This is a genomic window from Nocardia sp. NPDC005998, from assembly GCF_040614395.1.
Classification (GTDB): Bacteria; Actinomycetota; Actinomycetes; order Mycobacteriales; family Mycobacteriaceae; genus Nocardia.
The window spans coordinates 22687-48999 of the sequence record NZ_JBEXUI010000007.1; the positions used below are offsets into that span (position 1 = coordinate 22687).

General features: G+C 65.6%; 25 protein-coding genes and 1 tRNA gene. 16 read left to right on the forward strand and 10 right to left on the reverse strand.

The features are described from left to right. Window positions 1–129 precede the first annotated feature (129 nt). A complete protein-coding gene (locus ABZ293_RS12790; protein ID WP_355180070.1) occupies window positions 130–549 on the forward strand; it encodes a hypothetical protein in 420 nt (139 codons plus the stop codon). A 288-nt stretch (window positions 550–837) separates the two neighbouring features. Here the strand turns inward: ABZ293_RS12790 and ABZ293_RS12795 are convergent. After that, window positions 838–922: transfer RNA gene (locus ABZ293_RS12795), tRNA-Ser, on the reverse strand. 56 nt (window positions 923–978) lie between these two features. Continuing rightward, window positions 979–1389 carry a MarR family transcriptional regulator gene (locus tag ABZ293_RS12800; RefSeq protein WP_355180359.1) on the reverse strand — a complete coding sequence of 137 codons (411 nt, stop codon included), beginning with the start codon at window positions 1387–1389 and terminating at the stop codon, window positions 979–981. 344 nt (window positions 1390–1733) lie between these two features. On the opposite strand from ABZ293_RS12800, the gene ABZ293_RS12805 reads away from it, so the two are divergent. Next, window positions 1734–2738, forward strand: coding sequence for an NAD(P)H-quinone oxidoreductase (locus ABZ293_RS12805; protein ID WP_355180072.1), 1005 nt, complete (start codon window positions 1734–1736; stop codon window positions 2736–2738). On the opposite strand, the gene ABZ293_RS12810 is transcribed toward ABZ293_RS12805, so the two are convergent. Further along, the gene (locus ABZ293_RS12810) at window positions 2739–3941 is read right to left on the reverse strand and encodes a cysteine desulfurase-like protein (RefSeq protein ID WP_355180074.1); all 1203 of its coding nucleotides are present in this window, start codon (window positions 3939–3941) and stop codon (window positions 2739–2741) included. A gap of 228 nt (window positions 3942–4169) precedes the next feature. Between ABZ293_RS12810 and ABZ293_RS12815 the strand changes: the two genes are divergently transcribed. The 8 genes from ABZ293_RS12815 to ABZ293_RS12850 all read left to right on the forward strand — a co-directional run bounded on the left by ABZ293_RS12815 (window position 4170) and on the right by ABZ293_RS12850 (window position 11800). Next, on the forward strand, window positions 4170–4769 hold the full coding sequence (locus ABZ293_RS12815) for a bacterial proteasome activator family protein (RefSeq protein ID WP_355180076.1): 600 nt from the start codon (window positions 4170–4172) through the stop codon (window positions 4767–4769). A gap of 306 nt (window positions 4770–5075) precedes the next feature. Next, window positions 5076–5903, forward strand: a complete 828-nt coding sequence (locus ABZ293_RS12820; RefSeq protein WP_354959682.1) for an ABC transporter permease — start codon at window positions 5076–5078, stop codon at window positions 5901–5903. Window positions 5904–5916: 13 nt separating this feature from the next. Continuing rightward, a complete protein-coding gene (locus ABZ293_RS12825) occupies window positions 5917–6756 on the forward strand; it encodes an ABC transporter ATP-binding protein (RefSeq protein ID WP_354959662.1) in 840 nt (279 codons plus the stop codon). Between the two features lie 344 nt (window positions 6757–7100). Then, window positions 7101–8051, forward strand: coding sequence for a glycosyltransferase family 2 protein (locus ABZ293_RS12830; RefSeq protein WP_354959683.1), 951 nt, complete (start codon window positions 7101–7103; stop codon window positions 8049–8051). Window positions 8052–8254: 203 nt separating this feature from the next. Next, the gene (rsgA, locus tag ABZ293_RS12835; protein WP_355180078.1) at window positions 8255–9310 is read left to right on the forward strand and encodes a ribosome small subunit-dependent GTPase A; all 1056 of its coding nucleotides are present in this window, start codon (window positions 8255–8257) and stop codon (window positions 9308–9310) included. A gap of 125 nt (window positions 9311–9435) precedes the next feature. After that, on the forward strand, window positions 9436–10170 hold the full coding sequence (locus ABZ293_RS12840; RefSeq protein WP_355180080.1) for a hypothetical protein: 735 nt from the start codon (window positions 9436–9438) through the stop codon (window positions 10168–10170). Between the two features lie 185 nt (window positions 10171–10355). Next, window positions 10356–11207, forward strand: a complete 852-nt coding sequence (locus tag ABZ293_RS12845) for an NAD(P)-dependent oxidoreductase (protein ID WP_355180082.1) — start codon at window positions 10356–10358, stop codon at window positions 11205–11207. Between the two features lie 83 nt (window positions 11208–11290). Beyond that, window positions 11291–11800 (forward strand): O-acetyl-ADP-ribose deacetylase, encoded by a 510-nt coding sequence (locus ABZ293_RS12850; RefSeq protein ID WP_355180361.1) that lies wholly within the window; start codon window positions 11291–11293, stop codon window positions 11798–11800. A gap of 196 nt (window positions 11801–11996) precedes the next feature. Here the strand turns inward: ABZ293_RS12850 and ABZ293_RS12855 are convergent, their stop codons facing one another. Both ABZ293_RS12855 and ABZ293_RS12860 read right to left on the reverse strand, forming a co-directional pair. Then, complete coding sequence (locus tag ABZ293_RS12855; RefSeq protein ID WP_355180084.1) at window positions 11997–13892, reverse strand: glycosyltransferase; 1896 nt, start codon at window positions 13890–13892, stop codon at window positions 11997–11999. A gap of 123 nt (window positions 13893–14015) precedes the next feature. After that, window positions 14016–14576, reverse strand: coding sequence for a GtrA family protein (locus ABZ293_RS12860; RefSeq protein ID WP_355180086.1), 561 nt, complete (start codon window positions 14574–14576; stop codon window positions 14016–14018). A 106-nt stretch (window positions 14577–14682) separates the two neighbouring features. Here ABZ293_RS12860 and ABZ293_RS12865 point away from each other — a divergent pair, with 106 nt between their 5' ends. Together ABZ293_RS12865 and ABZ293_RS12870 are read left to right on the forward strand one after the other, a co-directional pair. Then, complete coding sequence (locus tag ABZ293_RS12865) at window positions 14683–15642, forward strand: glycosyltransferase (protein ID WP_355180088.1); 960 nt, start codon at window positions 14683–14685, stop codon at window positions 15640–15642. Next, on the forward strand, window positions 15639–17288 hold the full coding sequence (locus ABZ293_RS12870) for a DUF2142 domain-containing protein (protein WP_355180090.1): 1650 nt from the start codon (window positions 15639–15641) through the stop codon (window positions 17286–17288). The genes ABZ293_RS12865 and ABZ293_RS12870 overlap by 4 nt, the downstream gene beginning before the upstream one ends. A 165-nt stretch (window positions 17289–17453) precedes the next feature. Here ABZ293_RS12870 and rfbB read toward each other — a convergent pair whose 3' ends face one another. Continuing rightward, window positions 17454–18461: a dTDP-glucose 4,6-dehydratase gene (gene rfbB, locus ABZ293_RS12875; RefSeq protein WP_355180092.1), complete on the reverse strand. Its 1008-nt coding sequence runs from the start codon at window positions 18459–18461 to the stop codon at window positions 17454–17456. A gap of 306 nt (window positions 18462–18767) precedes the next feature. On the opposite strand from rfbB, the gene ABZ293_RS12880 reads away from it, so the two are divergent. Further along, window positions 18768–19475 carry a hypothetical protein gene (locus ABZ293_RS12880; protein WP_355180094.1) on the forward strand — a complete coding sequence of 236 codons (708 nt, stop codon included), beginning with the start codon at window positions 18768–18770 and terminating at the stop codon, window positions 19473–19475. A 319-nt stretch (window positions 19476–19794) separates the two neighbouring features. Here ABZ293_RS12880 and ABZ293_RS12885 read toward each other — a convergent pair whose 3' ends face one another. After that, complete coding sequence (locus ABZ293_RS12885) at window positions 19795–20802, reverse strand: alpha/beta hydrolase (RefSeq protein WP_355180096.1); 1008 nt, start codon at window positions 20800–20802, stop codon at window positions 19795–19797. Between the two features lie 261 nt (window positions 20803–21063). On the opposite strand from ABZ293_RS12885, the gene rfbA reads away from it, so the two are divergent. Both rfbA and rfbC read left to right on the forward strand, forming a co-directional pair. After that, window positions 21064–21936 (forward strand): glucose-1-phosphate thymidylyltransferase RfbA, encoded by an 873-nt coding sequence (rfbA, locus tag ABZ293_RS12890; RefSeq protein ID WP_355180098.1) that lies wholly within the window; start codon window positions 21064–21066, stop codon window positions 21934–21936. Window positions 21937–21939: 3 nt separating this feature from the next. After that, window positions 21940–22488 carry a dTDP-4-dehydrorhamnose 3,5-epimerase gene (gene rfbC, locus ABZ293_RS12895; RefSeq protein WP_355180100.1) on the forward strand — a complete coding sequence of 183 codons (549 nt, stop codon included), beginning with the start codon at window positions 21940–21942 and terminating at the stop codon, window positions 22486–22488. A gap of 72 nt (window positions 22489–22560) precedes the next feature. Here the strand turns inward: rfbC and ABZ293_RS12900 are convergent, their stop codons facing one another. After that, window positions 22561–24018 (reverse strand): MFS transporter, encoded by a 1458-nt coding sequence (locus tag ABZ293_RS12900; RefSeq protein WP_355180102.1) that lies wholly within the window; start codon window positions 24016–24018, stop codon window positions 22561–22563. An 85-nt stretch (window positions 24019–24103) separates the two neighbouring features. On the opposite strand from ABZ293_RS12900, the gene ABZ293_RS12905 reads away from it, so the two are divergent. Then, a complete protein-coding gene (locus ABZ293_RS12905; RefSeq protein ID WP_355180104.1) occupies window positions 24104–24526 on the forward strand; it encodes a MarR family transcriptional regulator in 423 nt (140 codons plus the stop codon). Between the two features lie 24 nt (window positions 24527–24550). Here the strand turns inward: ABZ293_RS12905 and ABZ293_RS12910 are convergent, their stop codons facing one another. Both ABZ293_RS12910 and ABZ293_RS12915 read right to left on the reverse strand, forming a co-directional pair. After that, window positions 24551–25423 carry a helix-turn-helix transcriptional regulator gene (locus tag ABZ293_RS12910; protein WP_355180106.1) on the reverse strand — a complete coding sequence of 291 codons (873 nt, stop codon included), beginning with the start codon at window positions 25421–25423 and terminating at the stop codon, window positions 24551–24553. Window positions 25424–25643: 220 nt separating this feature from the next. Next, window positions 25644–26246, reverse strand: coding sequence for a DUF4282 domain-containing protein (locus ABZ293_RS12915; RefSeq protein WP_355180108.1), 603 nt, complete (start codon window positions 26244–26246; stop codon window positions 25644–25646). Window positions 26247–26313 lie beyond the last annotated feature (67 nt).

The window sequence follows — 26313 nt, forward strand, 5'->3', positions numbered from 1 at the left end:
AATTCTCCTATCCCTTACCCGGCGGTATACGGGATTCGAGATACACATTCGTCACATCTTGTCGTTCAAGTTCACCAAGAGCTATAATAGCATTTGTGGATATATTAGGAAATGAAAGGAAAGAGAGTCATGACGAAGATTTCAGAAAAAGTACAAGAACTTAAAGACCACGCACAGCACGCAGAACAGGAGATAGTGGCGGCCCAGAAAGAAACTGGGAAGAAAATGGATGCCGCTATAAATTCCGCCAAAGCGCACGCAAAAGTCAGGCAGGATAATTTCAAGGCGGATGTCGCAGCACGGAAGGCTGCCGCGGCTTCCGACTGGGGCACACTCCAGGCAGAGCACAACAAGCGGATCGAGAAGATCAAGAACACTATTGCGACCAAGAAAGACATTCACGACCGGAAGGTCGCAAGTCGCCGAGCCGACGACGCAGAGGGCTATGCCTCGGCTTCGATCGACTATGCCTTGATGGCAATTGACGACGCCGAGATCGCCACCCTGGAAGCCATTGACGCTCGGGCTTATGCAGAATCGTTGAGCTAGTTCCGCTGAAATCGACTGACAGGCAAGGCCATATCTCAATCGACCCGCAACACACTTACAACACGGGCAAGATCTCGAAGTCGCACCACCGGTGAATTGACTGGTGCTGGGCCGGGATATGCCCCACAAGCTGGAGAGCGCGCGGTCGACGGCGACCACGCCGCCTCATGTGTCAGTACCCCGACGGCGTCCGTGTACTGGCCAGCCCGGTCGCGGATCTGAGCGACGACCGCATCATCGACCAGACCTCCATCCAGGTATGCGACGAGTAATCGACGAAAACCGTTGCGGAGACGGAGGGATTTGAACCCCCGGTCGCTCTCGCGACGCTCGCTTTCAAGGCGAGTGCATTCGGCCGCTCTGCCACGTCTCCAGGCCAACGAGAGTACCCGGCGGGCCGGGGCGCTCGTCGAGGGGTGGTGTGCCGGGTCAGTCGGCGCCGGTGCCGATCTCGTGATCTACCCGCGTGAAGACCTCGCCCACCACCTCGAGCTGCTGGGAATCGAGCAGGTCGATGAAGTTGCGGCGGACGGCCTCGACGTGGCCGGGGGCGGCGGCCTCCAGGCGGCGCATGCCCTCGTCGGTGAGTTCGGCGATTACGCCGCGGCCGTCCTCGAGGCAGGTATTGCGTCGGACCATCCGCTGCGACTCCAGGCGGCGGATCTGGTGGGTGAGCCGACTGCGCGAGGAAAGCACGCCGTCGGCCAGTTCGCTCATCCGCAGTGAACGGTCAGGGGCCTCGGACAACAGGACGAGGATCCGGTACTCGGCGAGGGTGAGATCGGAATCGCGTTGCAGCTGGCGGTTGAGCGCCGTTGCCAAGCGCTGGTTGCCATCCATATACGCCCGCCAGGCACGTTGCTGCGATGTTGAGAGCCATCGCGGCTCAACGGGCGCGATGCTGGTCGTTTCGGGTTGCACGATACCTATTCTAAGCCCGCCTGAACTGGGAAAACGGATCGCCGAATCACTTGGACATGTGATCAAACCAACTCGGTGAGCTGGCCCCGCCTCTGGTCGCATTCGCCATGCGGCGGGGTGCGAACACTGCGCGGCGAGCGACTCAGCGCATTGTCACGATCAGTGCGCGATCGAGTTCGGCCAGGCTCGCCATACTTCCGCCCGGCGGCCGCGTTTGCCGGGGTTCGGGTGCGGGCGGGCGATGGCCGAGGCAGGATGGGGCGGTGCGCGCTATCAAGCTGAACGGGTTCGGCGGACCCGAGGTGATGGAGTGGGGCGAGGCGGCCGATCCGGTGCCGGGGCACGGCGAGGTGCTGATCGAGGTTGCCGCCGCGGGGGTCAATCGCGCGGATCTGTTGCAGCGGCAGGGGTTCTATCCGCCACCACCCGGGGCCAGCGAGGTCATGGGGTTGGAGTGCTCGGGCGTCATTGCCGAGGTCGGTGACGGGGTGCGGGAGTGGCAGGTCGGTGACCGGGTGTGCGCGCTGCTGCCCGGCGGCGGATATGCGGAAAAGGTCGTGGTCGCCGCAACCCAGGTGCTCGCGGTGCCCGATGGGCTCGATCTCGCCGCCGCGGCGGCGCTGCCCGAGGCGGCCGCGACGGTCTGGTCGAATCTCGCGATGACCGCCGGACTGCAGGCCGGACAGCTGGTGTTGATCCACGGCGGCGGCAGCGGCATCGGTACCCACGCCATTCAGGTCGCGGTGAGCCAGGGCGCACGCGTCGCGGTGACCGCGGGCTCGACCGAGAAACTGAAGCAGTGCCGCGAATTGGGCGCGCGCGTGCTGATCAATTACCGCGAGGACGATTTCGTGGCCGCGATCCGCGCCGAGGAGTCCGGCGCCGGCGGTCCGGGCGCGGATATCATTCTCGACATCATGGGCGCTGCCTATCTCGCACGCAATGTCGAGGCGCTGGCCCAGCACGGCCACCTGGTGGTGATCGGTATGCAGGGCGGGGTCGCTGCCGAGCTGAATCTCGGTGCGCTGCTGGGCAAATGGGGCACGATTCACGCCAATAACGTCCGCAACCGACCCATCACCGGCGCCAATAGCAAGGCCACCATCATCGCCGAACTGAACCGCCACGTCTGGCCACTGATCGCCGACGGCACGATAGTTCCGGTCGTGCACGCCGAACTGCCGATCACCGAGGCCGCCGAGGCCCACCGCCTGCTCGACTCCGCCGAAACCTTCGGCAAGGTGGTCCTGAACGTCAGGGACGTCTAGTCACTCCAGCGCGGCGAGGGCGCGACCCAGTTGGTCGATTTCGAATTTTGTTGTGTACGGGGCCAAACCGACGGTTACCGCACCGCCTTCGTCATTGACGCCAAGGGCGTCGAGCAGGCGACTGCCGCCGTGCACACCGCTGAGGGTGCCGATGCGGGCGTCGGCGAGTTTGGCGGCGACCTTCTCGGCCTGCATGCCCGCCATGGTGAAGCTGACGGTCGGGATGCGGGTGGAGGCACGGCCGATCACGGTCAGGTTGGCGATCTTGTCGAGCACATTCATCAGGTGCTCGAAGAGTTGATCGTGGTAGTCCTGCAGCGAGGTGATGGAGACCTCCAGCCGCTCGCGGCGCGAGCCCCTGGCCCGTTCGTCGAGGCCAGCGAGGAAATCAATGGAGGTGGTCAGCCCGGCGAGCAGTGCGTACTGATGGCCGCCGACCTCGAGGCGCTCGGCACCCTTGGCGTAGGGGTTCAATGACATCGACGGAATCCGGTCCAGAAAGGCCGGATCGCGGAAGACCAGCGCGCCGATCTGCGGACCACCCCACGCGGGCGCGCTCAGCGCGACCACATCGGCATTGAGTTCGTCGATATCAATAAGGGCATAGGGCGCGGCACCGAAGCAGTCGGCCACGAGCAGCCCACCCACCTCGTGCACCCGATCCGCCGCGACGCGCACCGCGGGCGCGGAACCGACGATCGGCGATGCCGCGGTCAGCGCGACCAGCCGGGCGGTCGGGCCGATCAGTTCCTCGAACTGCCACGACGGCATCTCACAGGTCTCGATCTCCACCTCGGCCCAGCGCACATGGGCGCCGTAGCGATTCGCGATCCGCAACCACGGCGCGACATTGGCCTCATCGTCCAATCGCGACAGCACGATCCCGGTGCCGAGGCCGAGGCGCGAACTCAGCGACTCCGCCAACCAGGCCAGCAGCACCGCGCGGTCCGGCCCGAGCACGACGCCCGCTGGATCACCGCCGACCAGATCCGCGACGGCCTCGCGGGCCGCCTCCAGAATCGCGGCACTGCGCACGGCGGCACCGTTGCGACCGATATGAGAAAACGAGGAGGTCCGGAAACCTGTTGATACGGCACGAGATACCGAATCCGGGACCAGCATTCCGCCCTGCGGGTCGAGATGGATCCACCCGTCGCCCAGGGACGGAATCAGGCCCCGCACCCTTGCGACGTCGTAAGTCATGTTGGCCACTCTAAGGGGCGCGGGCGAGCCTGGGTAACCGCGTTCCCCCTCACCGGCGGGCGGGGGTGCAGTGAACTGGGACTCAGCATGGCAACCGACTTTCAGCAAATCCGAACCACACGACCCGAACAGAATAGACGTCGCCTCCCGGCCGCGGCACCGACCCGGTGACCTGATCGAAGACGACCGACTTAGCGCGTTCGCGGCGGACGCGACATGATGGGGACCATGACGCAATCGGACGGAGCACCGGAATCCATTGTCGTGATCGGGCCCGACGGCAGGCCGCTGGCCATCCCGGCGGAGTCCGGCACCGACACGCCCTTCACCGCGCAGGTCGTGACCAACGGCGACGAGAAATCCGGCAATTCGGACGATAAGGAAGACGCCGAGGAATCGCTGGCCGATATGGTCGAGCAGCCCGCGAAGGTCATGCGCATCGGCACCATGATCAAGCAGCTGCTGGAAGAAGTGCGCGCGGCTCCGCTGGACGACGCCAGCCGGACCCGCTTGCGCGAGATCCACAAATCCTCGGTGCGCGAACTCGAACAGGGTCTCGCCCCGGAATTGCGCGAAGAGCTCGAGCGGCTCACGCTGCCGTTCACCGATGACGCCATCCCCTCCGATGCCGAACTGCGCATTGCCCAGGCCCAGCTCGTGGGCTGGTTGGAGGGCCTGTTCCACGGCATTCAGACGGCGCTGTTCGCGCAGCAGATGGCGGCGCGGGCGCAGTTGGAGCAGATGCGTCAGGGTGCGCTGCCGCCCGGCATCCACGCGACCGACCCGCGCGGGAACCCGGCCACCGGCGGGTCCGGACAATATCTCTGAGCCGCGCCGCGCCCGGCCAGTGTGTGCCAGCCGGATCGGTTGGAATTTACGAGGGTAGTGTCGAGCACCGTGCCGTCCGCTGCCGCTCGCCCCGACTCGGTTACCGATGTGAATACGGCGCGTCCCGAAGACAGCCCGGATCGTCCTGAAGAGAGTTCAGTGCGTTCAGATACCAGCCAAGCACGTTCCGACGAGAGTCCCGAAACCGTGCGACCTGACGAGAACACCGCAGCCGCGGATGAGAACCCGGTCGATCAGCCGACCGAACAAGCCGAGGACGCACAGTCCGCGGCGATCGAAACACCGATCGTCTCGGACTCGCAGACCTTCGGGCGCGCGTTCAATGACTTCCGCGGCGGCTTCGCCCAACGCGAGCTCTGGCTGTCGCTGGGCTGGCAGGACATCAAACAGCGCTACCGCCGGTCGGTGCTCGGTCCGTTCTGGATCACCATCGCGACCGGTGTGCAGGCCGCCGCGATCGGCATTCTGTACGCGGCGCTGCTCGATCAGTCGATCAAGGACTATCTGCCGTATGTGGCCATCGGCATCATCGTCTGGAATGTGATCCAGGCCAGCATTCTCGAGGGCTCGGAGGTGTTCATCGCCAATGAGGGGCTGATCAAACAGCTGCCCTCGGCGCTGAGCGTGCACGTCTATCGCCTGGTCTGGCGGCAGCTGCTGTTCTTCGCGCACAACATGCTGATCTATCTGGTGGTGCTGGTCGCCTTCGGGGTTTGGGAAAAGCTGCACTGGACCGCGATTTTCGCCATTCCCGCGCTGGGGCTGGTGTTCCTGAACTCGATGTGGGTCTCGATCGTGTTCGGCATCTTCAGCACCCGCTACCGCGATATCGCGCCGATCCTCGGCAGCCTCACACTGATGCTTTTCGTGCTGACTCCGGTCATGTGGAATACGAAAAGTCTGCAGTCGCAGGGCGGTCAGGTGAGCGAGCGCGCCAAGTTGGCCGAAATCGTGCCGACCTTCCACTATCTGGAGATCGTCCGCGCGCCGTTGCTCGGTGACGATCAGCATCTGTATCACTGGGTGATCGTCGGCGCCATCACCGTGGTCGGCTGGATCGTGGCGATCTTCGCCATGAAGCAGTACCGTTCGCGCGTGCCGTACTGGGTATAGGAGATCGGGCCCGATGACCGACCATGTGAGTATCGAAACCCGCCAGGCGTGGGTCGAATTCCCGATCTTCGACGCCAAATCGCGGTCACTGAAGAAGGCGTTTCTCGGCAAGGCGGGCGGTGCGATCGGCCGCAATCAGTCCGATGTCGTGGTGGTGGAAGCGCTGCGCGACATCACGCTTTCGCTGAAAGAGGGTGACCGGGTCGGCCTGGTCGGCCACAACGGCGCGGGCAAATCGACACTGCTGCGGCTGCTCTCGGGAATCTACGAACCCTCGCGCGGCAGCGCGCGCATCCGCGGCCGGGTGGCACCGGTCTTCGACCTCGGCGTCGGCATGGATCCGGAGATCTCCGGCTTCGAGAACATCATCATCCGCGGGCTTTTCCTCGGGCAGACGCGCAAGCAGATGATGGCGAAGATCGATGAGATCGCCGATTTCACCGAACTCGGCGAATATCTGTCCATGCCGCTGCGCACCTATTCCACGGGTATGCGGGTGCGGCTCGCAATGGGCGTGGTGACCTCGATCGATCCGGAGATCCTGCTGCTCGACGAGGGTATCGGCGCGGTGGACGCCGAATTCATGAAGAAGGCGCGGCTCCGGTTGCAATCACTGGTGGCCCGCTCGGGCATCCTGGTGTTCGCCAGCCATTCCAACGAATTTCTCGCCCAGCTCTGTGACACCGCCATGTGGGTCGACCACGGGCAGATCCGCCTGCGCGGCGGTATCGAAGAAGTGGTGCGTGCCTACGAGGGCCCCGAGGCGGGGAATCATGTCGCCACCGTGCTGCGGGAAATGGAAGCGGAACGGACAATGGGGACCGAGCGAGAATTGGAGCGGAATCAGGCATGAGCGGTCAGGGCCCGAAGGAGGTAGCCTGCGTAACCACGCAGGGCCCCCCGATCATGCCAAATAGGCACAGCATGAGTGAGCCGACCGAGCAGAACGCCTCGATCGACGCGGGGCGCGAGGCCCCGATCGACTCCGTGCCAGCAGACTCCGACGCACCGACCCCGGCCGCCCCGGCGAACGACCCCGCGCCACACGACCCCGCGTCGCACAACGCAGCGCCGCAGCCCGCAGACGATGCGGCAGCGCAAACCACGAACGCCACGGAGCCTCGATCCGCGGACGACCGGGCCCGGCCGATCCCGGACGACCTGGCCGACGACTCCGACGACCCGTCACCAGCACAGATCGAAGCCGCCCGCACCCCCGCCAGCACCGGCCCCGATGCCAAGATCGTCGCCGTCGTCGTCACCCACAAACGCGTTGAACTGCTCGCCGAATCCCTGAAAGTCCTTGCCTCCCAGAGCCGCCCGGTGGACCACCTGATCGTGGTCGATAACGGCAACGAGCCCGAGGTCGCGGATCTGGTCGCCCAGCAGCCGCTGGAATGCACCTACCTCGGCTCGGCCCATAATCTCGGCGGCGCTGGCGGTTTCGCGCTCGGCATGCTGCACGCGCTGACCCTCGGGGCGGACTGGGTGTGGCTGGCCGATGACGACGGCCGCCCCGACGGTTCGGAAGTCCTTGCCACCCTGCTCGATTGCGCGCAGCGGTACGGCCTGGTCGAGGTATCGCCGGTGGTCTGCGATATCGACGAACCCGATCGCCTCGCCTTCCCGCTGCGCCGCGGTGTGGTCTGGCGGCGGCTACGTTCCGAACTGGGCGACGAGGATTTCCTGCCCGGCATCGCCTCGCTCTTCAACGGCGCGCTGATCTCGGCCAAGGCGGTCGATCTGATCGGCGTCCCCGATCTGCGGCTGTTCGTGCGCGGCGATGAGGTCGAGGTGCACCGCAGGCTGGTCCGCTCCGGCCTGCCCTTCGGCACCTGCCTGCAGACGGCCTACCTGCATCCCAATGGCGCTGCCGAATTCAAGCCGATCCTCGGTGGCCGCATGCACACGCAATATCCGGACGACCCGGTCAAGCGCTACTTCACCTACCGCAACCGCGGCTACCTGATGTCCCAGCCCGGCATGCGCAAACTGCTTCCCCAGGAATGGATCCGCTTCTCCTGGTTCTTCCTGGTCACCCGCCGCGATCCGGCCGGTCTGCGCGAATGGTTCCACCTGCGCAGCCTGGGCCGCAACGAGCAGTTCGGCAAGCCCGATCCAGATGCGAAGACCCCCGGCGAAAAATAGGTTGCGCGGGTTTTCCGCGCTGTGCCAAAGTGGGCGAACAACGTCGAGAGATGAGTGAGGAGGTGGAAATCGTGACACGCAACGTTGAGTTTGTCGTGCCCGGGTCAGCTGTGCAAACGCACACTGCCGCACGGACTTCCACCTCAGATACCTCTCGCTGAGTCCGGTTCGGGCTCGGCGCCCGACGAAGGATTCCTTCCACCATGGTCGACCACGACCTTCTCGTCCCTTACGGCTGGACCGAAGCCGTTGCCAACGAATATGCCGCGCTCATCGCAGACGGGTGTGTACCGGCCCGGGTGATCCGGATGGATCGCAGCGAATGCGATGTCGCGACGCCGACCGGATCCGTGCGTGCCCGTTGCCCGCGGTTGAATACGCCTGATTCCGAGATCAGCGGATTATGCACCGGTGATTGGGTGAGCATCGATGCCGAACTGAATGTGCGACAACTGCTTCCGCGCCGGGGCGCGATCATGCGCTCAGCCACGGACCGCCGCGCACAGGGCCAGGTGCTCGCCGCGAATGTCGATACCGTGCTGATCTGCAGTGCGGCCGATGGCGATATCGATCTCGGCCGGATCGAGCGGATGCTCGCACTGGCCTGGGAGAGTAACGCACAACCGGTCGTGGTGCTCACCAAAGCGGATGCGGCGCTGGATATTCCGCTCGATGAGGTGCAGGCCGTCGCACCCGGTGCGGTCGCGCTCGCGGTCAGCGCGGACAGCGGATACGGACTGGATGTGCTCACCGCGATGCTCGACGGCACCGTCGCGTTGATCGGTCCGTCCGGCGTCGGGAAATCGACGCTCGCCAATGCCCTGCTCGGCCAGGAAGTCTTCGCCACCGGTGCCGTTCGCGCGGCGGATAGGAAGGGCAGGCATACCACCGTGCATCGGGAGCTGCGGCCGCTGCCCGGCGGCGGCACCCTGATCGATACGCCCGGACTGCGCGGCATCGGAATCTGGGATGCGGCCGAAGGCATCGAGAAGACCTTCAGCGATATCGAATCCCTCGCGGCGCAATGCCGATTCGACGACTGCGCGCACAACGGCGAACCCGGCTGCGCGGTACAGCAGGCCATCGACAACGGCGCACTCACCCAGCGGCGCTTCGACAGCTACCGCAAGCTCGAACGGGAAAACGCCTGGAACGCAGCGCGATCGGATAAGCGGCTGGCGGCCGAACGCGCGAAGGTGTGGCGCGGTATCCACAAGCAGCAGCGGCAGTTCTACCAGGAGCGCGGCTCGCGACGCTGATTCGACCGGATACCCGGCGGGGAGCGACAGGCCGGGCAGCCGGCCGGCGCGCCCCGACGGGCCCAGCGAACCCCACAGCAACACGGTAGGGTCGGCACGCACAATCGCTAAACGGGAGGGTTCCGATGAGTTACCCCGGCGGGTATCCGCCTCAGGGCCAGCCCGGGCAATGGCCCGGACAGCCCGCGTATGGTCAGCCTGCGCCACAGGGCGCGCCGAATCCCTACGGTGCGCCACCGCAGTATGCGCCGCCCGCGGGGCAGCCACCGGTCAGCCAACCGCATATTCCGCAGCCGCCCTATGGCAGCCAGCCGCACATTCCGCAACCGCAGTACGGCAGCCAGCCGCACCTCGCACAGCCGCAACCGTACGGTCAGCCCGCTCCGCCCTACGGCCAGCAACCGTACGGCCAGCCACCCGCGCCCTATGGGCAACCGGCCCCGCAACAGGCGGGCTACGGCGCACCTCCGGCCCCACCCGGAATCACCGTCGAGGCCTCCTATGAATGGTTCTCCTTCCTGCTGGCGATAACCAAGCCGAAGATTCTGGTGAACGGTCAGCGGGTGCCGAATACGCGGTGGGGGCAGAACCACATACCGGTCGGTCCCGGTCAGTACCACGTGCGGGTGACCACGCCCTGGCTGTTCGATATGGGCCCGGCGAATGCGACGGCGGTGGTTCAGGAAGGTCAGGGCGCGCGGTTCTACTACAAGCCGCCCGCGATCATCTTCCTCAATGGCGCGATCGGCCCGGTTCCGCAGAAGGCGCCCGGCGTCGTCTTCATCTACATCACCTGGGCCTTCGCGGCACTGATCATCCTGCTGAACATCCTGTTGATCGCCGGAGCCTCCAGCATCTAACAGGTGGGACGGAAAGGCGTCGGATTTCCGGCGCCTTTTTTCGAGTACCCTATGCAACTGGTTGCATAAGGATCTGGGTTACGCTTAACCTGCACAACACCCGCTGGCGACTGCTCGCAGGTCGCCCACCGGGTCAGCACGGCCGCGGGCGCACCCACCCGCGGCATCGACGACAGGAGCAGGTCATGACGGAACCGGGATCCAAGCCGCTGGCGGGCAGGACGATGATCATGTCCGGCGGCAGCCGCGGCATCGGTCTGGAGATCGCCAGGCGGGCCGCGGCCGACGGCGCGAATATCACCCTGATCGCCAAGACCGACCAGCCCCATCCCAAGCTCCCCGGCACCATCCATACCGCGGCGGCGGAACTCGAGGCGGCGGGCGGCACGGTACTGCCCTTCGTCGGCGATGTGCGCATCGATGAGTCGGTCGCCGAGGCCGTGCGGCAGACCGTCGAGCGCTTCGGCGGCATCGATATCGTGGTCAATAACGCGTCGGCGATCGACCTCTCGCCCACCGACGCCATCTCCATGAAGAAGTACGACCTCATGCAGGACATCAACTGCCGCGGCAGCTTCCTGCTCGCCAAGCTCAGCATTCCCGCGCTGCGCGAATCGGCCGCGGCGGGCCGCAATCCGCACATCCTGACCCTGTCCCCGCCGCTCAACCTGGACCCGAAGTGGGCGGGCATGGCACTGGGCTACACCATCGCCAAGTACGGAATGTCGCTCACCACACTGGGTTTGGCCGAGGAACTCAAGGGCGACGGCATCGCCGTCAACTCGCTGTGGCCGCGCACCACCATCGCCACCGCCGCGGTCAGGAATTTGCTCGGCGGCGAGGAGATGGTCGCCACCTCCCGTACCCCCGATATCTACGCCGATGCCGCCTACCTGGTGCTGACCTCACCGTCGAAGGAGACCAGCGGCAACTTCTTCCTCGATGACGAGGTCCTGGCCGCTCACGGCATCACCGACCTCGACAAGTACCGGGTGGTCCCCGGCGATACCGAACTGACCACCGACCTGTTCCTCTGACCGACGGCGGCCACCCTCGGCACGCCACACGGGCCGAGGGTGGCCTTTCGGCAATGGCCCTACTTGCCGCTACCGTCGATACCGTGGTCACCATCACCTTGGTCCGTGGCGATATCACGAAACAGTCGGTGGACGCGATCGTCAACGCGGCCAATTCATCGCTGCTCGGCGGTGGCGGGGTCGACGGCGCGATCCATCGCGCGGGTGGTCCCGAAATTCTGGACGCCTGCCGTGATCTGCGGGCATCGCACTACGGCAGGGGGCTACCGACCGGTCAGGCCGTCGCCACCACCGCGGGGCGGCTGTCGGCCCAGTGGGTCATCCACACCGTCGGCCCGGTCTGGTCCGCAACCGAGGACCGCAGCCCCCTGCTCGCCTCCTGCTACGGCGAATCACTGCGGGTAGCAGACGAATTGGGCGCCCACACCATCGCCTTCCCGGCCATCTCCACCGGCATCTACCGCTGGCCGATCGACGACGGCGCACGCATCGCCATCGAAACCGTCCGCAGCACAACGACAAACCTCACCGAAGTTCGCTTCGTCCTGTTCGACGAGCGCGCATACACCGCATTCGAAACCGTGCTGCACTGAACAGCCGCGCCCGAAGACCGGTCACGTTCCGCGAACCGCGCGCAAATTATCGGCAGATCAACGATCATCACGCATAACCAGTGACGGTCGCGCAGACCTCACACCCTGTGCGCGCTAGTCACTGGTTGTGCGACAGCAGTTCTAGTCCGCTAGGCCGGGATGTAGCGCGCAACGGGTGCGTGGCGAATGTTCGGGGCTAGTCCGGCTTGATGCCGTACAGGCGCTCCCAGTTCTCGCGGCTGGTCAGTTCGGGGACGGCGGCGCGGTACTGCCGCGTCAGGGTGGGCAGGTCGCGGCGCAGGCGGCGCAGGACGCGGATGGTGCGGATCAGCAGGGCGCGGGCGCGGGCCTTGTCGCGCTGGCGGATTCGGACGCCGGACTGTGAGGCATCGGTGACCACGACATGATCGAAGAGCGCGACGTGCCACCAGTGCGCGTCCTCGCGGGTGACGCCGATCAGGCCGCGCTGGGTGCGGCCGGTCCACTGGGCGATGGCCCGCTTGATCAGGACCGCGGTCACCCGGCTCGGTTCGCCACCGGCGCGGCGCATTTGGATATCGGCCGAGCGGACCGGCGGGGTCGCGGCCGGATGTTTGATCGTCTCCGGGTAGTCCGCGCGGCCGGTGCGGGCAGCGGCCAGGGCCGCGATACCGCCGTCGCGCAGGATCTTCGGGCCCTGGAGGAAATCCTCGATGCCCTGCAGCGTGGTGTGCACCAGGCCGTACTGCATGGCGACCAGGTGTTCGGCCAGACTGCGGAACAGCTGGCGGGTAATGGCCTTGCCATCGAGATCAGCGTGCAGCGAACCGACGATGAGCGAATTGCGCGTGCTGAAGTAGCGCGCCCAGTCGTCGTAGTCCTTCCAGTAGAAGTCGGCATGCCACACCGCGGCATTGGGCAGCGTGACCGTGACGAATCCGTGCTCGCGGGCCCGGATGCCGTATTCGACATCGTCCCACTGGAAGAAGATCGGCACCGGCAGCCCGATCTTGGCGACCACCTCGGCCGGGATCAGACAGGTCCACCAGGCGTTGTACCCGGCGTCGACGCGGCGCTCCTGGTTCTTCTTGAGCATGCTGGTGTTGCGCAGCGCCTTCGACACCTTCTGGCCGTGCTTGAGTTCGTGCAGATGCACTTCCTCGGCGCCGACATTGAGGTAGTCGGGGTTGAGCAGGAACAGCATCTGCGCGCCGACCAGGGTCGGTTCCGCGGTCAGATTGGCGAAGGCATTGAGCCGCAATACCGTTTCCGGCTCGCAGAGGATGTCGTCGTCCATCAGGATGACGTCGGCGTGCTCGTTGACCGCGGACACCTCGTAGAGGCCACGGGTGAACCCGCCCGCCCCGCCGAGATTCGGCTGGCGGATGTATCGCAGCTTGTCACCGAAGACCGGCAGGGTCTCTTGGAAGCGCGGCTGGTTCTCGACCAGATCGGTGCCCTGATCGACCACGTACACCGCGTCGATGGCCGCGAGTATCGGCGCGTCGGAGGCCAGTGCGGCCACCGTCTCGGCGCAGTCCGCGGCCCGGTTGAAGGTGCAGATCGCGATGGCGACGGGGCGCACGTGATCGGGCGCGGTCGCTGTCCAGGTCTGCGCGGAGATGCCGAGTTCGCCGCCGATGGCATCGAATTCGAGCCACAGCGCGCCGCCGTCGACGTACTGGTCCAGCGGTGCGGTCAAGGTCAAGGGGCCACTCGCGGTGACCTCGGCGGTGTCGATGATCCGGCGGTGCCCGGCGATATCGGAGGCGACGAGCCGAATCCTGGCCCGCTTGGTCACATCCAGCACCATGGTCGCCCACACCTCGGTGACCGTGGTCCAGCGCTGCCAGTAGCTGGCCGCGAACCGCCCGAAATAGGTGTTGGTGTGCGCGGAGGCGCCCTTGTCCAGTCGCAGCTCCAGCCGTTCCCGATGCGCTCTGCCCTTGACGACGGCGTACAGCTCATCGCTCACCTTCGCCGACGGCCCGGTGAAGATGCCGCGCTGCAGCACCAACCGATCCGGCGCCTGATGATCGGCGCGCAGCGAGGCGGGCGCGGTCGAAGGGCGGTCATTCGTCTCGGTAACGGCTTTGGTAGCCGACTGATCCATGAAGGTCCTCGAAATCGTTTTGGTGCCGACGGGACAGACATGCCCCAGGATGGCCGTTCGCGGCGGGGCCGAGGATATCAACCGGACTCGGCAACCGCCTGTCCAGCAACCCGGCCACCGCCATCATCTATGTTGCTCGCTATTAGCTGATGCGTTCGCCGAACCGACGAATACGAATTTGTCATAGGCCCAATAGCGAAATACCACCGCGACGATCTGGCCGATGAGCGTGCCGGAGATGTTGTCCGAGAGCGGTGACGACAGGTCGAGAACATAGCGGGAGAATCCGAGGCAACCCAGTTGCAGACCGATAGCGACCACGTTGAACACGGCATACAACAAATATTCGCGACCGGGATTGTCGGATTTCTTGTGCCCGAAGGTCCACCACTTGTTACCGAAGTAGGTCACCACGGTCGCCACGGCGATCGCAATGATCTTGGCGGGCAGCGGCGCGTGGTACAGCACACCCTCGCCGCCCCAGAAAACCAGCAGGTTATAGGTGCCCGCGTCGACGACGAAGCCGATCGCGCCGACCACCAGGAACGCACCACCGCGCCGCAGCGCGGCGATCACCTTCGCGGTCAGCGAGTCGTCCACCGGCGGCTCCGCAGCGTCGACCGGCGTCGATTGCGGGGAGCCGGACCGCTCGGAGAATGACACGGGCTGCTCGGGGTAAGGCACTCGGCGACGGTACCCCAGTAGGCTCGGAACCGAGTGAGCACCAAGCGGTGCAGCCCTGTACCCTCCCGGTGTTCCCCATTCACCGCCGACATCGAGGATTGACCGGGTGGACTCCACCGAGCTCCGAATTGCCGCAGTGGTGCCGTGCCACAACGAGGAGGCTTCGGTCGCCAAGGTCGTCGCCGACCTGCAGGCCGCCGTGCCGGGAATCGTCGTCTACGTCTACGACAACCTCAGCACCGACGCGACCGCCGAACGGGCCCGCGCGGCCGGGGCGATCGTGCGCCATGAACACACCAAGGGCAAGGGCAATGTGGTGCGCCGCGCCTTCGCCGATATCGAGGCCGATATCTATCTGATGATCGACGGCGACGACACCTATGAGGCGTCGGCCGCACCGCTGATGATCAAGACACTGCTCGACGGCCCCTATGACCATGTGCTCGGTGTGCGTAAACAGGACGCGGGCGCATCGGCCTACCGCTCCGGCCACGAGACCGGAAACAAGGTGCTCAACGGCGTCGTCGGCAAGGTGTTCGGCGAGAACGTCGAGGATATGCTCAGCGGCTTCCGGGTGTTCTCACGCCGGTTCGTCAAGAGCTTCCCGGCCGTCTCGCGCGAATTCGAGATCGAAACCGAACTGACCGTGCACTCCCTGCATCTGCGGGTGCCGCAGACCGCGGTGCCGGTCGGCTTCCGTGATCGGCCCGCGGGCAGTGAGAGCAAGCTGCGCACCTACCACGACGGGTTCAAGATCCTGGCGCTGATCATCGGATTGGCCAGACATGAGCGGCCGGTCGCGTTCTACGGACTGTTCGGCACGCTGAGCTGGCTGGTCTCGATCATCCTGACCATCCCGATCGTGGTCGAGTTCTACAACACCCATGAGGTGCCGCGCTTCCCGACGCTGTTCCTCGGCTTCACCCTGCTGCTGCTCGGCAGCCTGGCCTGGACCGCCGGCCTGATCCTGGATGGCATCCGGCGCTCCCGGCACGAGGCCGCGCGACTTGTCTACCTGCGGTATTCGGCGGTCGGCGCGGATGACACCGGTGGAGCCGAGCGTTGACCACCTCGGCGGATCGGACCGCAACCGCCGCAACCGAATCGAACCCGGAACCGGCGCTGAGCGCGGATAGCGATACCGCCGTTGGGGATTCGACGGCACTGCCCGCGTCCGCCTCCGAATCCGGTGCCACCGAGCGGGATTCGAGCAGCACGGACAGCGACGCTCCGGCCACGAACCCGAACCGCGATTTCGGACGTCGGATCGTGGCCCGCTTCGGCGCCGCCACGATCGCCTTCACCATCATCGTCACGGTCTTCGGTGCGCTGTTCGCGTGGATCACCCCGCCGTTCTGGGGCCACGACGAGATCACCCAGTTCGGTCGCGCCTATCAGGTCGCGCACGGCGGGTTCCGACCCGAGCGGATCCCCGACAATCGCGGCATCTCCTACGGCGGCGATGTGCCATCGAGCATCACCGCGCTGATGGGCTACGCGCTGCACGATTACACGACCAATCCGGATGAGCCGGATCCGATGGTCGCCGATCCCGGCGCCTATGCCCGATTCGAGGGCGCCGCGGTGTCGAAGACCGAGGAAGCGGTCTGGTTCACCAATACCGCCGCCTACTCGCCGGTGCCGTATATCCCGGCCGCCATCGGCATTCGGCTCGCCGAACTGTTCGGGCTCAATGTCGGCGCCATGATGCTGCTGACCCGCCTGGCGGGCCTGGCCGTCTATCTCGCCCTCGTCGGATTCGGCCTCTACGCCCTGCGCGCGCATCGGGTGCAGTGGCTGGCGTTCACCGTCGCCGTACTGCCGATCGCGGTCTTCCAGGCGGGCACCGTCACCGCCGATACCCTGACCAACGCACTGGCCATTCTGGTCTCCGCGCTGCTGGTCAAGGCACTGTTCCTCGGCAACGGCCTCGGTCGCGTCGAAACCGCGGCGCTGCTGGCCGCGACCATCGCGCTGCCGGTCAGCAAGCCGACCTATGTACTACTGGCCATGCTCGTGGTGCTGGTGCCGACGGACCGGTTCGCCTTCGGCGGCAATTCCGGCTGGAAGCGTCTGCTCCCATGGGGTTTCGCGGCATTGGGCGCGGCGGCCTTCGCGGTCTGGATGAAGATCGCGGCACCGACCACCGACGGTATGGGCCTGATGCGCCCACCGCACCAGTGGAATTCGGTGCGGCCCAGCGATCAGCTGCACGGCATCCTCAGCGACCCGTTGGATTTCGTGAACGTCTTCGGCGAGAGCATCGCACTGCGCGACCAGCGGTGGTTCACTCAGTTCTTCGGTGAACTCGGCTTCGCCTACATCGACGTCCCCGCCCTGACGGTGCTGGCCTGCCTGCTCGCATTCGCGGTGAGCGTCGGTATCGCGGATCGGATGAACACCGCGACCGCCACCTTCCGGCGCACGCTGATCGTGGCGCTGACCGTGCTCGCGAGCGTCGCGATGATCTATGTGACGCTGTACATGTCGTTCACCCCGGTCGGCTACTACATCATCGACGGCGTACAGGGCCGGTACTTCGTACCGCTGGCGATCCTGGCGCTGGTGGTGCTGCTGCGCTGGATGCCATTGCGGCTCACCGATGTCCGCGGTCGGACCCCGGCCAAGGGTCCGGCGATCACGATTATCGCGGCCGCGCTGGTGGCCCTGATCGCCGCGCTCTGGAAGTACTACTCGATCGTCTGGGGCTGACAGACCCCCGCGCTCTCGGTTCGTGCCGAGCGACAACTGATTTCGGAAGGACATGGGTACCTCACCGGGTACACCCAGAACCCGAGCACACACCGACCGTCGGCCCGGGAGCTGAACCTCGGCGCTCCCAACATCCGGCCAGAGGCTCGCGGAGGCGGGAAGAGTTCAGGCGTTGACGGTCCGCTCGCCCGCATCGGCGTACGCGCGTTCGGTGCTGGCCTTGGCCGGACGCCACCAGCTCTCGTTATCGCGGTACCACTGGATGGTGGCGGCCAGCCCGGCACGGAAATCCGAATACCTCGGCGTCCAACCGAGTTCGGTGCGCAGCAGCGACGCATCGATCGCATAGCGCTGGTCGTGGCCGGCGCGGTCGGTGACATGGTCGAAGTCGTCCGGATCGCGGTCGAAGGCCTCGAGGATCATCCGCACCACCGACTTGTTGTCGAGTTCGCCGTCGGCACCGATCAGATAGGTCCGGCCGGTCCGCCCGCGCTCCAGGATGTCCCATACCGCGCGGTTGTGGTCATCGACGTGGATCCAGTCGCGCACCTGGTGTCCGGCACCGTAGAGCCGCGGCCGAACCCCATCGATGAGATTGGTGATCTGGCGCGGGATGAACTTCTCCACATGCTGATACGGCCCGTAGTTGTTGCTGCAGTTGGAGATCGTCGCGCGGACGCCGAACGAGCGGGTCCAGGCGCGCACCAGCAGATCGCTCGATGCCTTGGTGGCCGAGTAGGGGCTGGACGGGTTGTAGGGGGTGTTCTCGTCGAATGCGGGCCCGTCCGGGGTGAGATCGCCGTAGACCTCATCGGTGGAGACATGGTGGTAGCGCACCTCGTGGCGGCGCACCGCTTGCAGCAGCGAGTAGGTGCCGACGATATTGGTCTGCACGAACGGCCACGGTTCGGCGAGGGAGTTGTCGTTATGCGATTCGGCGGCGAAGTGCACCACGGCGTCGACACCGCTGACGAGTTCGTCCACCAGATCCAGATCGGCGATATCACCGTGTACGAAATCGATGCGGTCGGCCACCGAATCGAGCGAGGCCCGATTTCCCGCGTAGGTCAGGGCGTCAAGGACGGTTACAGTGGCGTCGGGCCGCTCGGCCACCGTCTGTTGGACGAAATTCGCACCGATGAACCCGGCCCCGCCGGTTACGAGCAGTCGCACCCCATGACCTTACGTCGCCGCGGCCGTGTGCCGACGCCGGAGCCGCTTCCCTGCGACCACCTGCGCAGCGAGAGTTTCTAATCTGTGAGCTTCATCACGCTAAGCGATTGTAAAGAAAGGCGATTAGTTCGGATTCCCGCAAAAAACCATGGTCAACGTAGTGATTTCAAAGAACCCACCAAGCTTCGGGTCGTGATGGTGAACAAAATTTGAATAAACGGTCACAAACGGTTCACCGCTCGTTAGCTGGTCTAGATTTCGATCGTCTAGTCCCCTCCGAACGCTTCACATCGAGGTCCAGAACAAATGCTGATGAGGAAATTCGCCGCGACGTCGGCACTGCTGATCGCCGCCATGGGCATCACTGCAGGTACCGTGAACGCGGCTCCGGCGGAGTCCGCCGACGCCCCGATCAACTTCACCGCCCACGCGACCGACACCCAGTCGATCATCTCGATCGACGCCGGCTCGCTGGTCGTCGAGGACAACGCCCTCAAGATCAAGGCCGCCAACGGCACCACCGTCGCGGGCACCCCGCTCACGGCTCGCATCGATGATTTCGAATTCCCGGTCGCGGCGGAGATCTCCGACCGCACCGCCACCCTGACCCCCCAGATCGACATGGCGCACGCCACCTACAAGCCGGTCGCGCTGCCCTTCGAGGACCAGGCCCCGTTCAAGACCCCGTACGACCGTGAGGTGGCCGCCTTCAACCGCATGAAGGACACCGTCGCCATGGGCGCCACCATCGGCACCCTGGTCGGTGGCCTCGGCGGCGGCGCCATCGGCTGCGTCCTCGGCGGTATCGCCGGTGCGACCGTTGCCTCGGCCGCCATCGTCGGTCTGTTCGGTGCGTTCATCCCGGCCGCCGCCATCGGCTGCCTCGGCGGCATCATCGCCGTCGGTGCGCTGGGCACCCTGGCCGGTCAGATCCTGATCACGGCTCCGGTTGCGATCGGTGCGGCGATCCAGTACTTCGCCACCACCTCCGCGCCGTTCAACGCGCCGAAGTAAGTCGAGCGACGGCTCTACACAACTGAAACGAGCCAGAAACCCCGCCCGGTCCGATCGGGCGGGGTTTCTGCTGTTTCGGTCGAATTACGGAACAGTGATTGCACGGTTCGACACGGCAGAGTCAGAAAAACTCGACCTGTCCAATAAATGAACAAAAGGTGAATGCAGTCGAACTAAATGGCGGCCGGAATTCGGCGCGCAGGGAATTCTTTGGACGACCACGGAAATTCCACAGCCGCGGCGCAAGCAAAGAACCCCGCCTCCCGACTGCCCGAAGGCACAGTCGGGAGGCGGGGTCGACTCGTCCGGCCGATCCAGGTCAAGCCGTCCGAGCCCGCTGCGGCTGCTCGAGTCGAGCGCGGACGAACCGGGATACCCGGGCCAGCGCCATCCTGCTCTCGGGCAGATTGGGGGCAATGGCCATGAAGGCGTGCACCTGACCGCGCCAGATCTCCAGCGCGTTCGGTACACCGGCCGCGGTCAGCCTGCGGGCCATCAGCTCGCAGTCATGGCGCAGCACCTCGTCCTCGGCGGCGATCAGCAGCACCGGCGGCAGAGTCGCCAAGGCGCCGTTGACCGGCGACATCATCGGATCCAGCTTGCCGTCCAACTCCGCACCGATCCGCACGACCGCCTCCAGCGCGGACAGCGGAAGATAGGGATCGCGCTCGACATTCACGTAGTCCCGCTTGGCCGCGTAGTCCAGATCGAGGAGCGGGCTCAGCCCCACCAGCCCACCCGGGGACGGCAGACCGGCCTCGATGGCGCGCAGTGCGGTGCTGAAGGCCAGGAACCCGCCCGCCGAATCGCCTGCCAAGACGATCCGGGACGGGTCCGCGCCGTGCCGCAGCAGCCAGCGGTAGGCGCTCAGACAATCCTCGATCGCCTCGGCGATACTGCGTCCCGGCAGTTGCCGGTAGTCGACATTGACCACGGGCAGTCCGGTGCGCCGGGCCAGGCTGGCCGCGATGGGACGATGGGTGCCCAGTCCGCAGATGGCGAAGCCGCCACCGTGCATGTACAGCACCGCGCCGTGCCGCAGGGCACGCGAACCACCCGACGGGCGCAGGATCTCCATTCGAAACCCGTTCAGCGCCACCTGTTCCCGATCGACGCCGCGCGGCTGCGGCCGTAACCGGGCCAGGGTGTCGATCGCGACGGCGCCGACCGGAATGGTCGCCCGGCTGACCGGAAACAGGCGCAATACCGGGCGCACCGCGCCGAGGCAGGTCGCCAGGAGCATTCGCGCCGGCGCGCTCGGGCCGTCCGGGTTCATCAGCAAACCCGGCTCACGCGGGTCGAATTCACTCACGCTGGTCGCCGACATCGCGCACCTACCTCACACTGGCGCGCCGAGCCCGACCGAACGGTTACCCAGGCAAGAGTCGACGCTGACATCTCACACGTACCCAGTGTGCGTCACTTCCCAGCAGGGGTGACACACTGATGTTTCAGAACATCACGGATGCGTGACCTACGCAACACTTATCGCCCGCCGCGCCCGGTTACCAAACGTTTGTGATCAATTTGTAGGCGAGTCGGAACCTCGCCGAAGCCGAGCCCGATGCGCCTGGCAGACTCGGGGACCATGCGCGGAATCATCTTGGCCGGTGGCACCGGTTCCCGGTTGCATCCGATCACGCGCGGGGTGAGCAAGCAGCTGGTCCCGGTCTACGACAAACCGATGGTCTACTACCCGCTGTCCACCCTGATGCTGGCGGGCATCCAGGACATCCTGGTCATCACCACCCCGGAGGATGCGGAGGCGTTTGCCCGCCTACTCGGCGACGGCTCGCAATTCGGCATCGCGATCAGCTATGTGGTGCAGCCGGAACCGGACGGACTCGCCAAGGCCTTCGTGCTCGGCGCCGACCACATCGGCGGCGACAGCGCGGCACTGGTGCTCGGCGACAATATCTTCCACGGCCCCGGTCTCGGCACCAGCCTCGAGCGCTTCACCGAAATCGACGGCGGCGCGGTCTTCGCATACTGGGTATCGGATCCGACCGCCTACGGCGTCGTCGAATTCACCGACGGCCGAGCGGTTTCGATCGAGGAGAAGCCCAAGGTGCCCCGATCCAATTACGCCATCCCCGGGCTGTACTTCTATGACAACGATGTCGTGGAGATCGCCCGCGGGCTGCGGCCGTCGGCGCGCGGCGAATACGAGATCACCGATATCAATCGCGCCTATCTGGAACAGGATCGGCTGCGCGTCGATGTGCTCGCCCGCGGTACCGCGTGGTTGGACACCGGCACCTTCGATTCGCTGCTGGACGCCGCCAACTATGTGCGCACCATCGAACAGCGGCAGGGCCTGAAGATCGGTGTGCCGGAAGAGGTCGCGTGGCGGCAGGGCTTCATCGACGATGAGCGGCTGTGCGCGCTGGCCGAACCGCTGGTGCGCTCCGGATACGGAAGCTACCTGCTCGATCTGCTCGAGCGCGGACGGGATTGGTGAGCGATGGAGTTCCATGAACTCGCCGTGCCGGGCGCATGGCTGATCACACCGCGCCAATTCGGCGATGACCGTGGCATGTTCTGCGAATCGTTCAAGACCTCGGAGTTCGAGAAGGTGACCGGTCGGCCGTTCGATCTGCGCCAGGTCAACTGCTCGGTCTCGGCGGCCGGGGTGCTGCGCGGCATCCACTACACCGAGGATCCGCCGGGGCAGGCGAAGTACGTGACCTGTGTGCGGGGTGCGTTTCTCGATGTGGTCGTCGACGTGCGGCCGGGTTCGCCGACCTACGGTCGCTGGGACAGCGTGGTACTCGACGATGTGGACCGGCGCTCGATGTTCCTATCCGAGGGGCTCGGCCATGCGATCCTCTCGCTGGCCGACAACTCGACCGTCACCTATCTGTGTTCGCTCGAGTACACACCCGAATTCGACCGGGATATCGATGCTTTCGATCCGCGGCTCGGCATCGAATGGCCCAAGACCGGTCTCGACGGTCAACCGCTGACCTATATCCGGTCTCCCAAGGACGCCGCCGCACCGCCCTTCTCGTAAACGCCGAACGCCACCGCCCCCGATGAGGGAGGGAAGCGGTGGCATTCGACTTACTGTCGGCCGGAAGGGGATTCAGCCGACGAGTTCCAACTCCGGCTCCTGCGCCCGCGCCTTGGCACGCTTGGGCAGGTAGGCCGTCATGGCGATGAGCGCACCGACGATGGCGACACCGGCGGCGAACTGCAGGCCTGGCCGGAAGTTGTCGAGCACCGCGGCCGGGGTGCTCGCCCCGTGGCTGCCCGAGGAGATGATCGCGGTGTTCACCGCGAGCACGATGGCCGCACCGACCTGCATGGAGGTCTGCAGCACACCGGCCGCCAGACCCTGCTCATCGTCATCGATGCCATTGGTCGCCTGAATGTTGATGGCGGGGAAGCCGACCCAGCCGATGCCGATCAGCAGCACCGCGGGCAGGATCATCGTCAGATACGACGGCGTGGTGTCCAGCCGCAGGAACAGCAGGTAGCCGATGGCCATCACGACCATGGTGACGGCGATGATCGGTCCGGTGCCGAACCGGTCGACGAGCTTATCGGAGAAGAACGCCGACGCGACCACCAGCAGACCCACCGGCAGCAGTGCCATGGCCAGCTTCAGCGGCGACCAGCCGAGCGAATCCTGCAGGTACAGGGTCACGATGAACTGCCAGCTGAAGTACGAACCCGCGACCGCGATGATCGCGAGGCTGGCCCGGACCAGCGTCACCTTGCGCAGGATGCCCAGGCGCACCAGCGGGTACTTCACCTTCTTCTCCACCGCGATGAATCCGGCGAAAAGCACGGCGGCGGCGATGAACGAAATGATGGTGCGCGGCGAGCCCCAGCCCGCCTCGGGTGCGGAGACCACGGTGTAGACCAGCAGCAGCATGCCCGCCGTGGACAGCAGCGCACCGAGAATGTCGTGCCCGCCCTCCTCGGCGGCCTCGTCCTTGGGCACCAGCACCCAGGCCGCACCCAGCGCGGCGAGCGCGATCGGAACCGGAAGCAGGAAGGTCCAGCGCCAGCCGATGCCGGTCATCAGACCGCCGAACAGCAGGCCCATGGAGTAACCGCCCGCACCGAACACGGTGTAGATGGACAGCGCCTTATTGCGGGCCGGGCCCTCGGCGAAGTTGGTGGTGATGATGGACAGACCGGTCGGGGCGGTGAACGCCGCGGCCAGGCCCTTGATGAAGCGGGTCAGGATGAGCAGCGGGCCGGAGGTGACCAGACCGCCGGCCAGCGAGGCAATTGCGAACACGGCGAGCGCGATCAGGAAGACCTTGCGTCGCCCGAGCAGATCGGCGGTGCGCCCGCCGAGCAGCAGCAGGCCGCCGTAACCGAGCACATAGCCGCTGACCAGCCACTGCAGGGTGGAGGTTGAGAGATCGAGTTCGGCGCCGATGGACGGCAGCGCGACACCGATCATCGAGACGTCGAGACCATCGAGGAACAACACAATGCAGAGCGTGATCAGCATGCCCCAGAGACGGGTGGACCATCTGATCGGATCGGTCGCCGTGGCGTCCGAAAGGGTTGCTGCAGAAGTCATGGGCGGAACATTACATGCGACAACATTAAATGCCAACACATTTAATGCGGTTGCATGGTTTGCTCCATAGCACTAAGATAGGGCCATGTCGAAGCCGTCGACAACAGAATTAGTAGGGCGCGATGTGGCGCCCGCCGGTTTGGTCGCCGAGTGGCGCGAGCTGCTCGACCGGCACGCCGCCGTGAGCTGTGCGCTCGAGAAGGAGCTGCAGGGCAAGCACGACATCGGACTCAGCGAATTCGAGACGCTGGACCGGCTGATCGACGCCGACTGCGGCAACTACCGGATGAGCGATCTCGCCAGCGACATCTATCTGAGCCAGAGTGCGCTCTCGCGCGCGGTGGCGCGCCTGGAGCGCGACGGACTGGTCTCGCGCAGCATGTGCACCGAGGACCGGCGGGCGATCTTCGTCTGTCTCACCGAAAAGGGCCGCGAGGTCTACGAATCGGCGCTGCCGACCCATCGCGAGGTGCTCGGGCGCACCTGGGGCGACCGCCCGAAGTGCTGAGCGGGCCAGCTACCCGGGCAGCTGCTAGATACTCTCGCGTGCCTCGTCGATGACGCGGCGCGCGTCAACCGCTGCCGATTTGATGTTCGCGAATGCCTTTCGGTACCGCTCGATTTCGGGTTCCTTGTCCAGGTACACCGGACCGGTGAACGCCTCGACATAGACCACCGGCGGCTCATGCAGTTCGCCCTGCGCCTCGGCGAATTCCAAGAGCACGAACCGGCCGGAATCCATGCCGTCGTGATAGCCGGAATCCGAGGGCACCAATTGAATTCGCACATTCGGCAGATCACACATGCGCCGCAGGTGGCTCAGCTGCTCGGCGGTCACCGCGTCACCACCGATGCGCCGCCACAGCAGCGCCTCGCTGATCACCACATCCAATTGCAGCGGCGCATCCTTGCGCGTGACCAGCGCCTGCCTGGCCATGCGCAACTGCACCCGGCGATCGATATCGGTCTCCGATGCCTCCGGCCGCGCGGACCGCAGCAGTGCGCGGGAATAGGCCTCGGTCTGCAGCAGTCCGGGGACCAGCTCGCTCTCATAGGTGGATAGCGCGCGAGCGGCCTCCTCCAGCCCGATGTACACCTCGAAGCCCTCGGCGATCACATCGCTGTAGCCGGTCCACCAGCCCCTGGCCTTGGTCTCCCTGGCCAGCGCGGTCAGTGGTTCGACGAGATCGGTTGGCGCACCGTAGATCTTGCACATGGCCTCGACGTCCAGGCTGCGCAGCGAGGTCTGACCGGTTTCGATGCGCCAGATCTTGGCCTCGGACCACTCGAGCTGCTGGGCCGCCATCCTGGTGGTCATCCTGGCCCGATTGCGCAGATCACGCAGATGTCGTCCGAGCTGCCTGCGCGGCATGGTCGAACCGGTCGTGCCCTGCGGTAAAGCCATGCTTCCCCCTCGCGCCATGCGCCGAATCACCCGGATGTCCTCCCGAGTCTGCCGGTCCGGCGCGTCTCCAACCGGTATCCGCAACAGATATCCGGATATCCGAACAGCATTGTTTCACAGTAAAACTGACACAGGTCACGATGGGCGTCCCAGATACGCCGGTGGCGCACGAGCGCCGAAGAGGTTCCCGCTCGGGATGATCCGGCAATTCAGCCTGGTTCTACTTCCGCGCGTCGCGCTTGCGGAAGCGCCAGAACTGCACGGCACGAACGTCTTCGGAGAGCTGGTTGACCGGCTCGGCGACATCGGAGAGCGCCTGGAACAGATCGTCGGCGAGATCGGCGATGTGTTCGACCCTGGACGCCAACTTGGCGGCGTTCTCGAGGAATTCGAGCAGTAGGCGCACCACGGCCGCGACGGTCAGGCCGAGCGGTACCGCGAGCAAACCGGTCAGCACCCCGAGAACCGCCGAGACCTGCCACATCAGGACCGTCAGCGCGATCGGGATACCGATCGCGAAGGCCAGGCCGAGCATGTAGGCGAGGGGCAGCAGGGTCCGGGTCGCGGGACGGTGGAACTGCACGTCGAGCAGGCCGCGGGCGGCCTCGGCGCTCCAGGCGCGCGGACTTTCGAAGGGTTCGGCGGGTTCCGGCTCGTCCGTACCGCGCGCGAATCGCCTCGACGCATTCTCTTTCCAAGCGATCCAGCGTGATTCGGTTTCGAGTTCGGCCGAATCCGGCGCCTCGACCGCGGCGGGCTCATCGAGCCCATTCGTCGCCCGGCCCCCCGTCGAATCGCTTCGCGATGCACGCCCACCCGTCACTGGACCGCCGCCCCCCATCGAATCGCTTCGCGATGCTCACTCATATGGCGATCCTTCCCCCATTTCC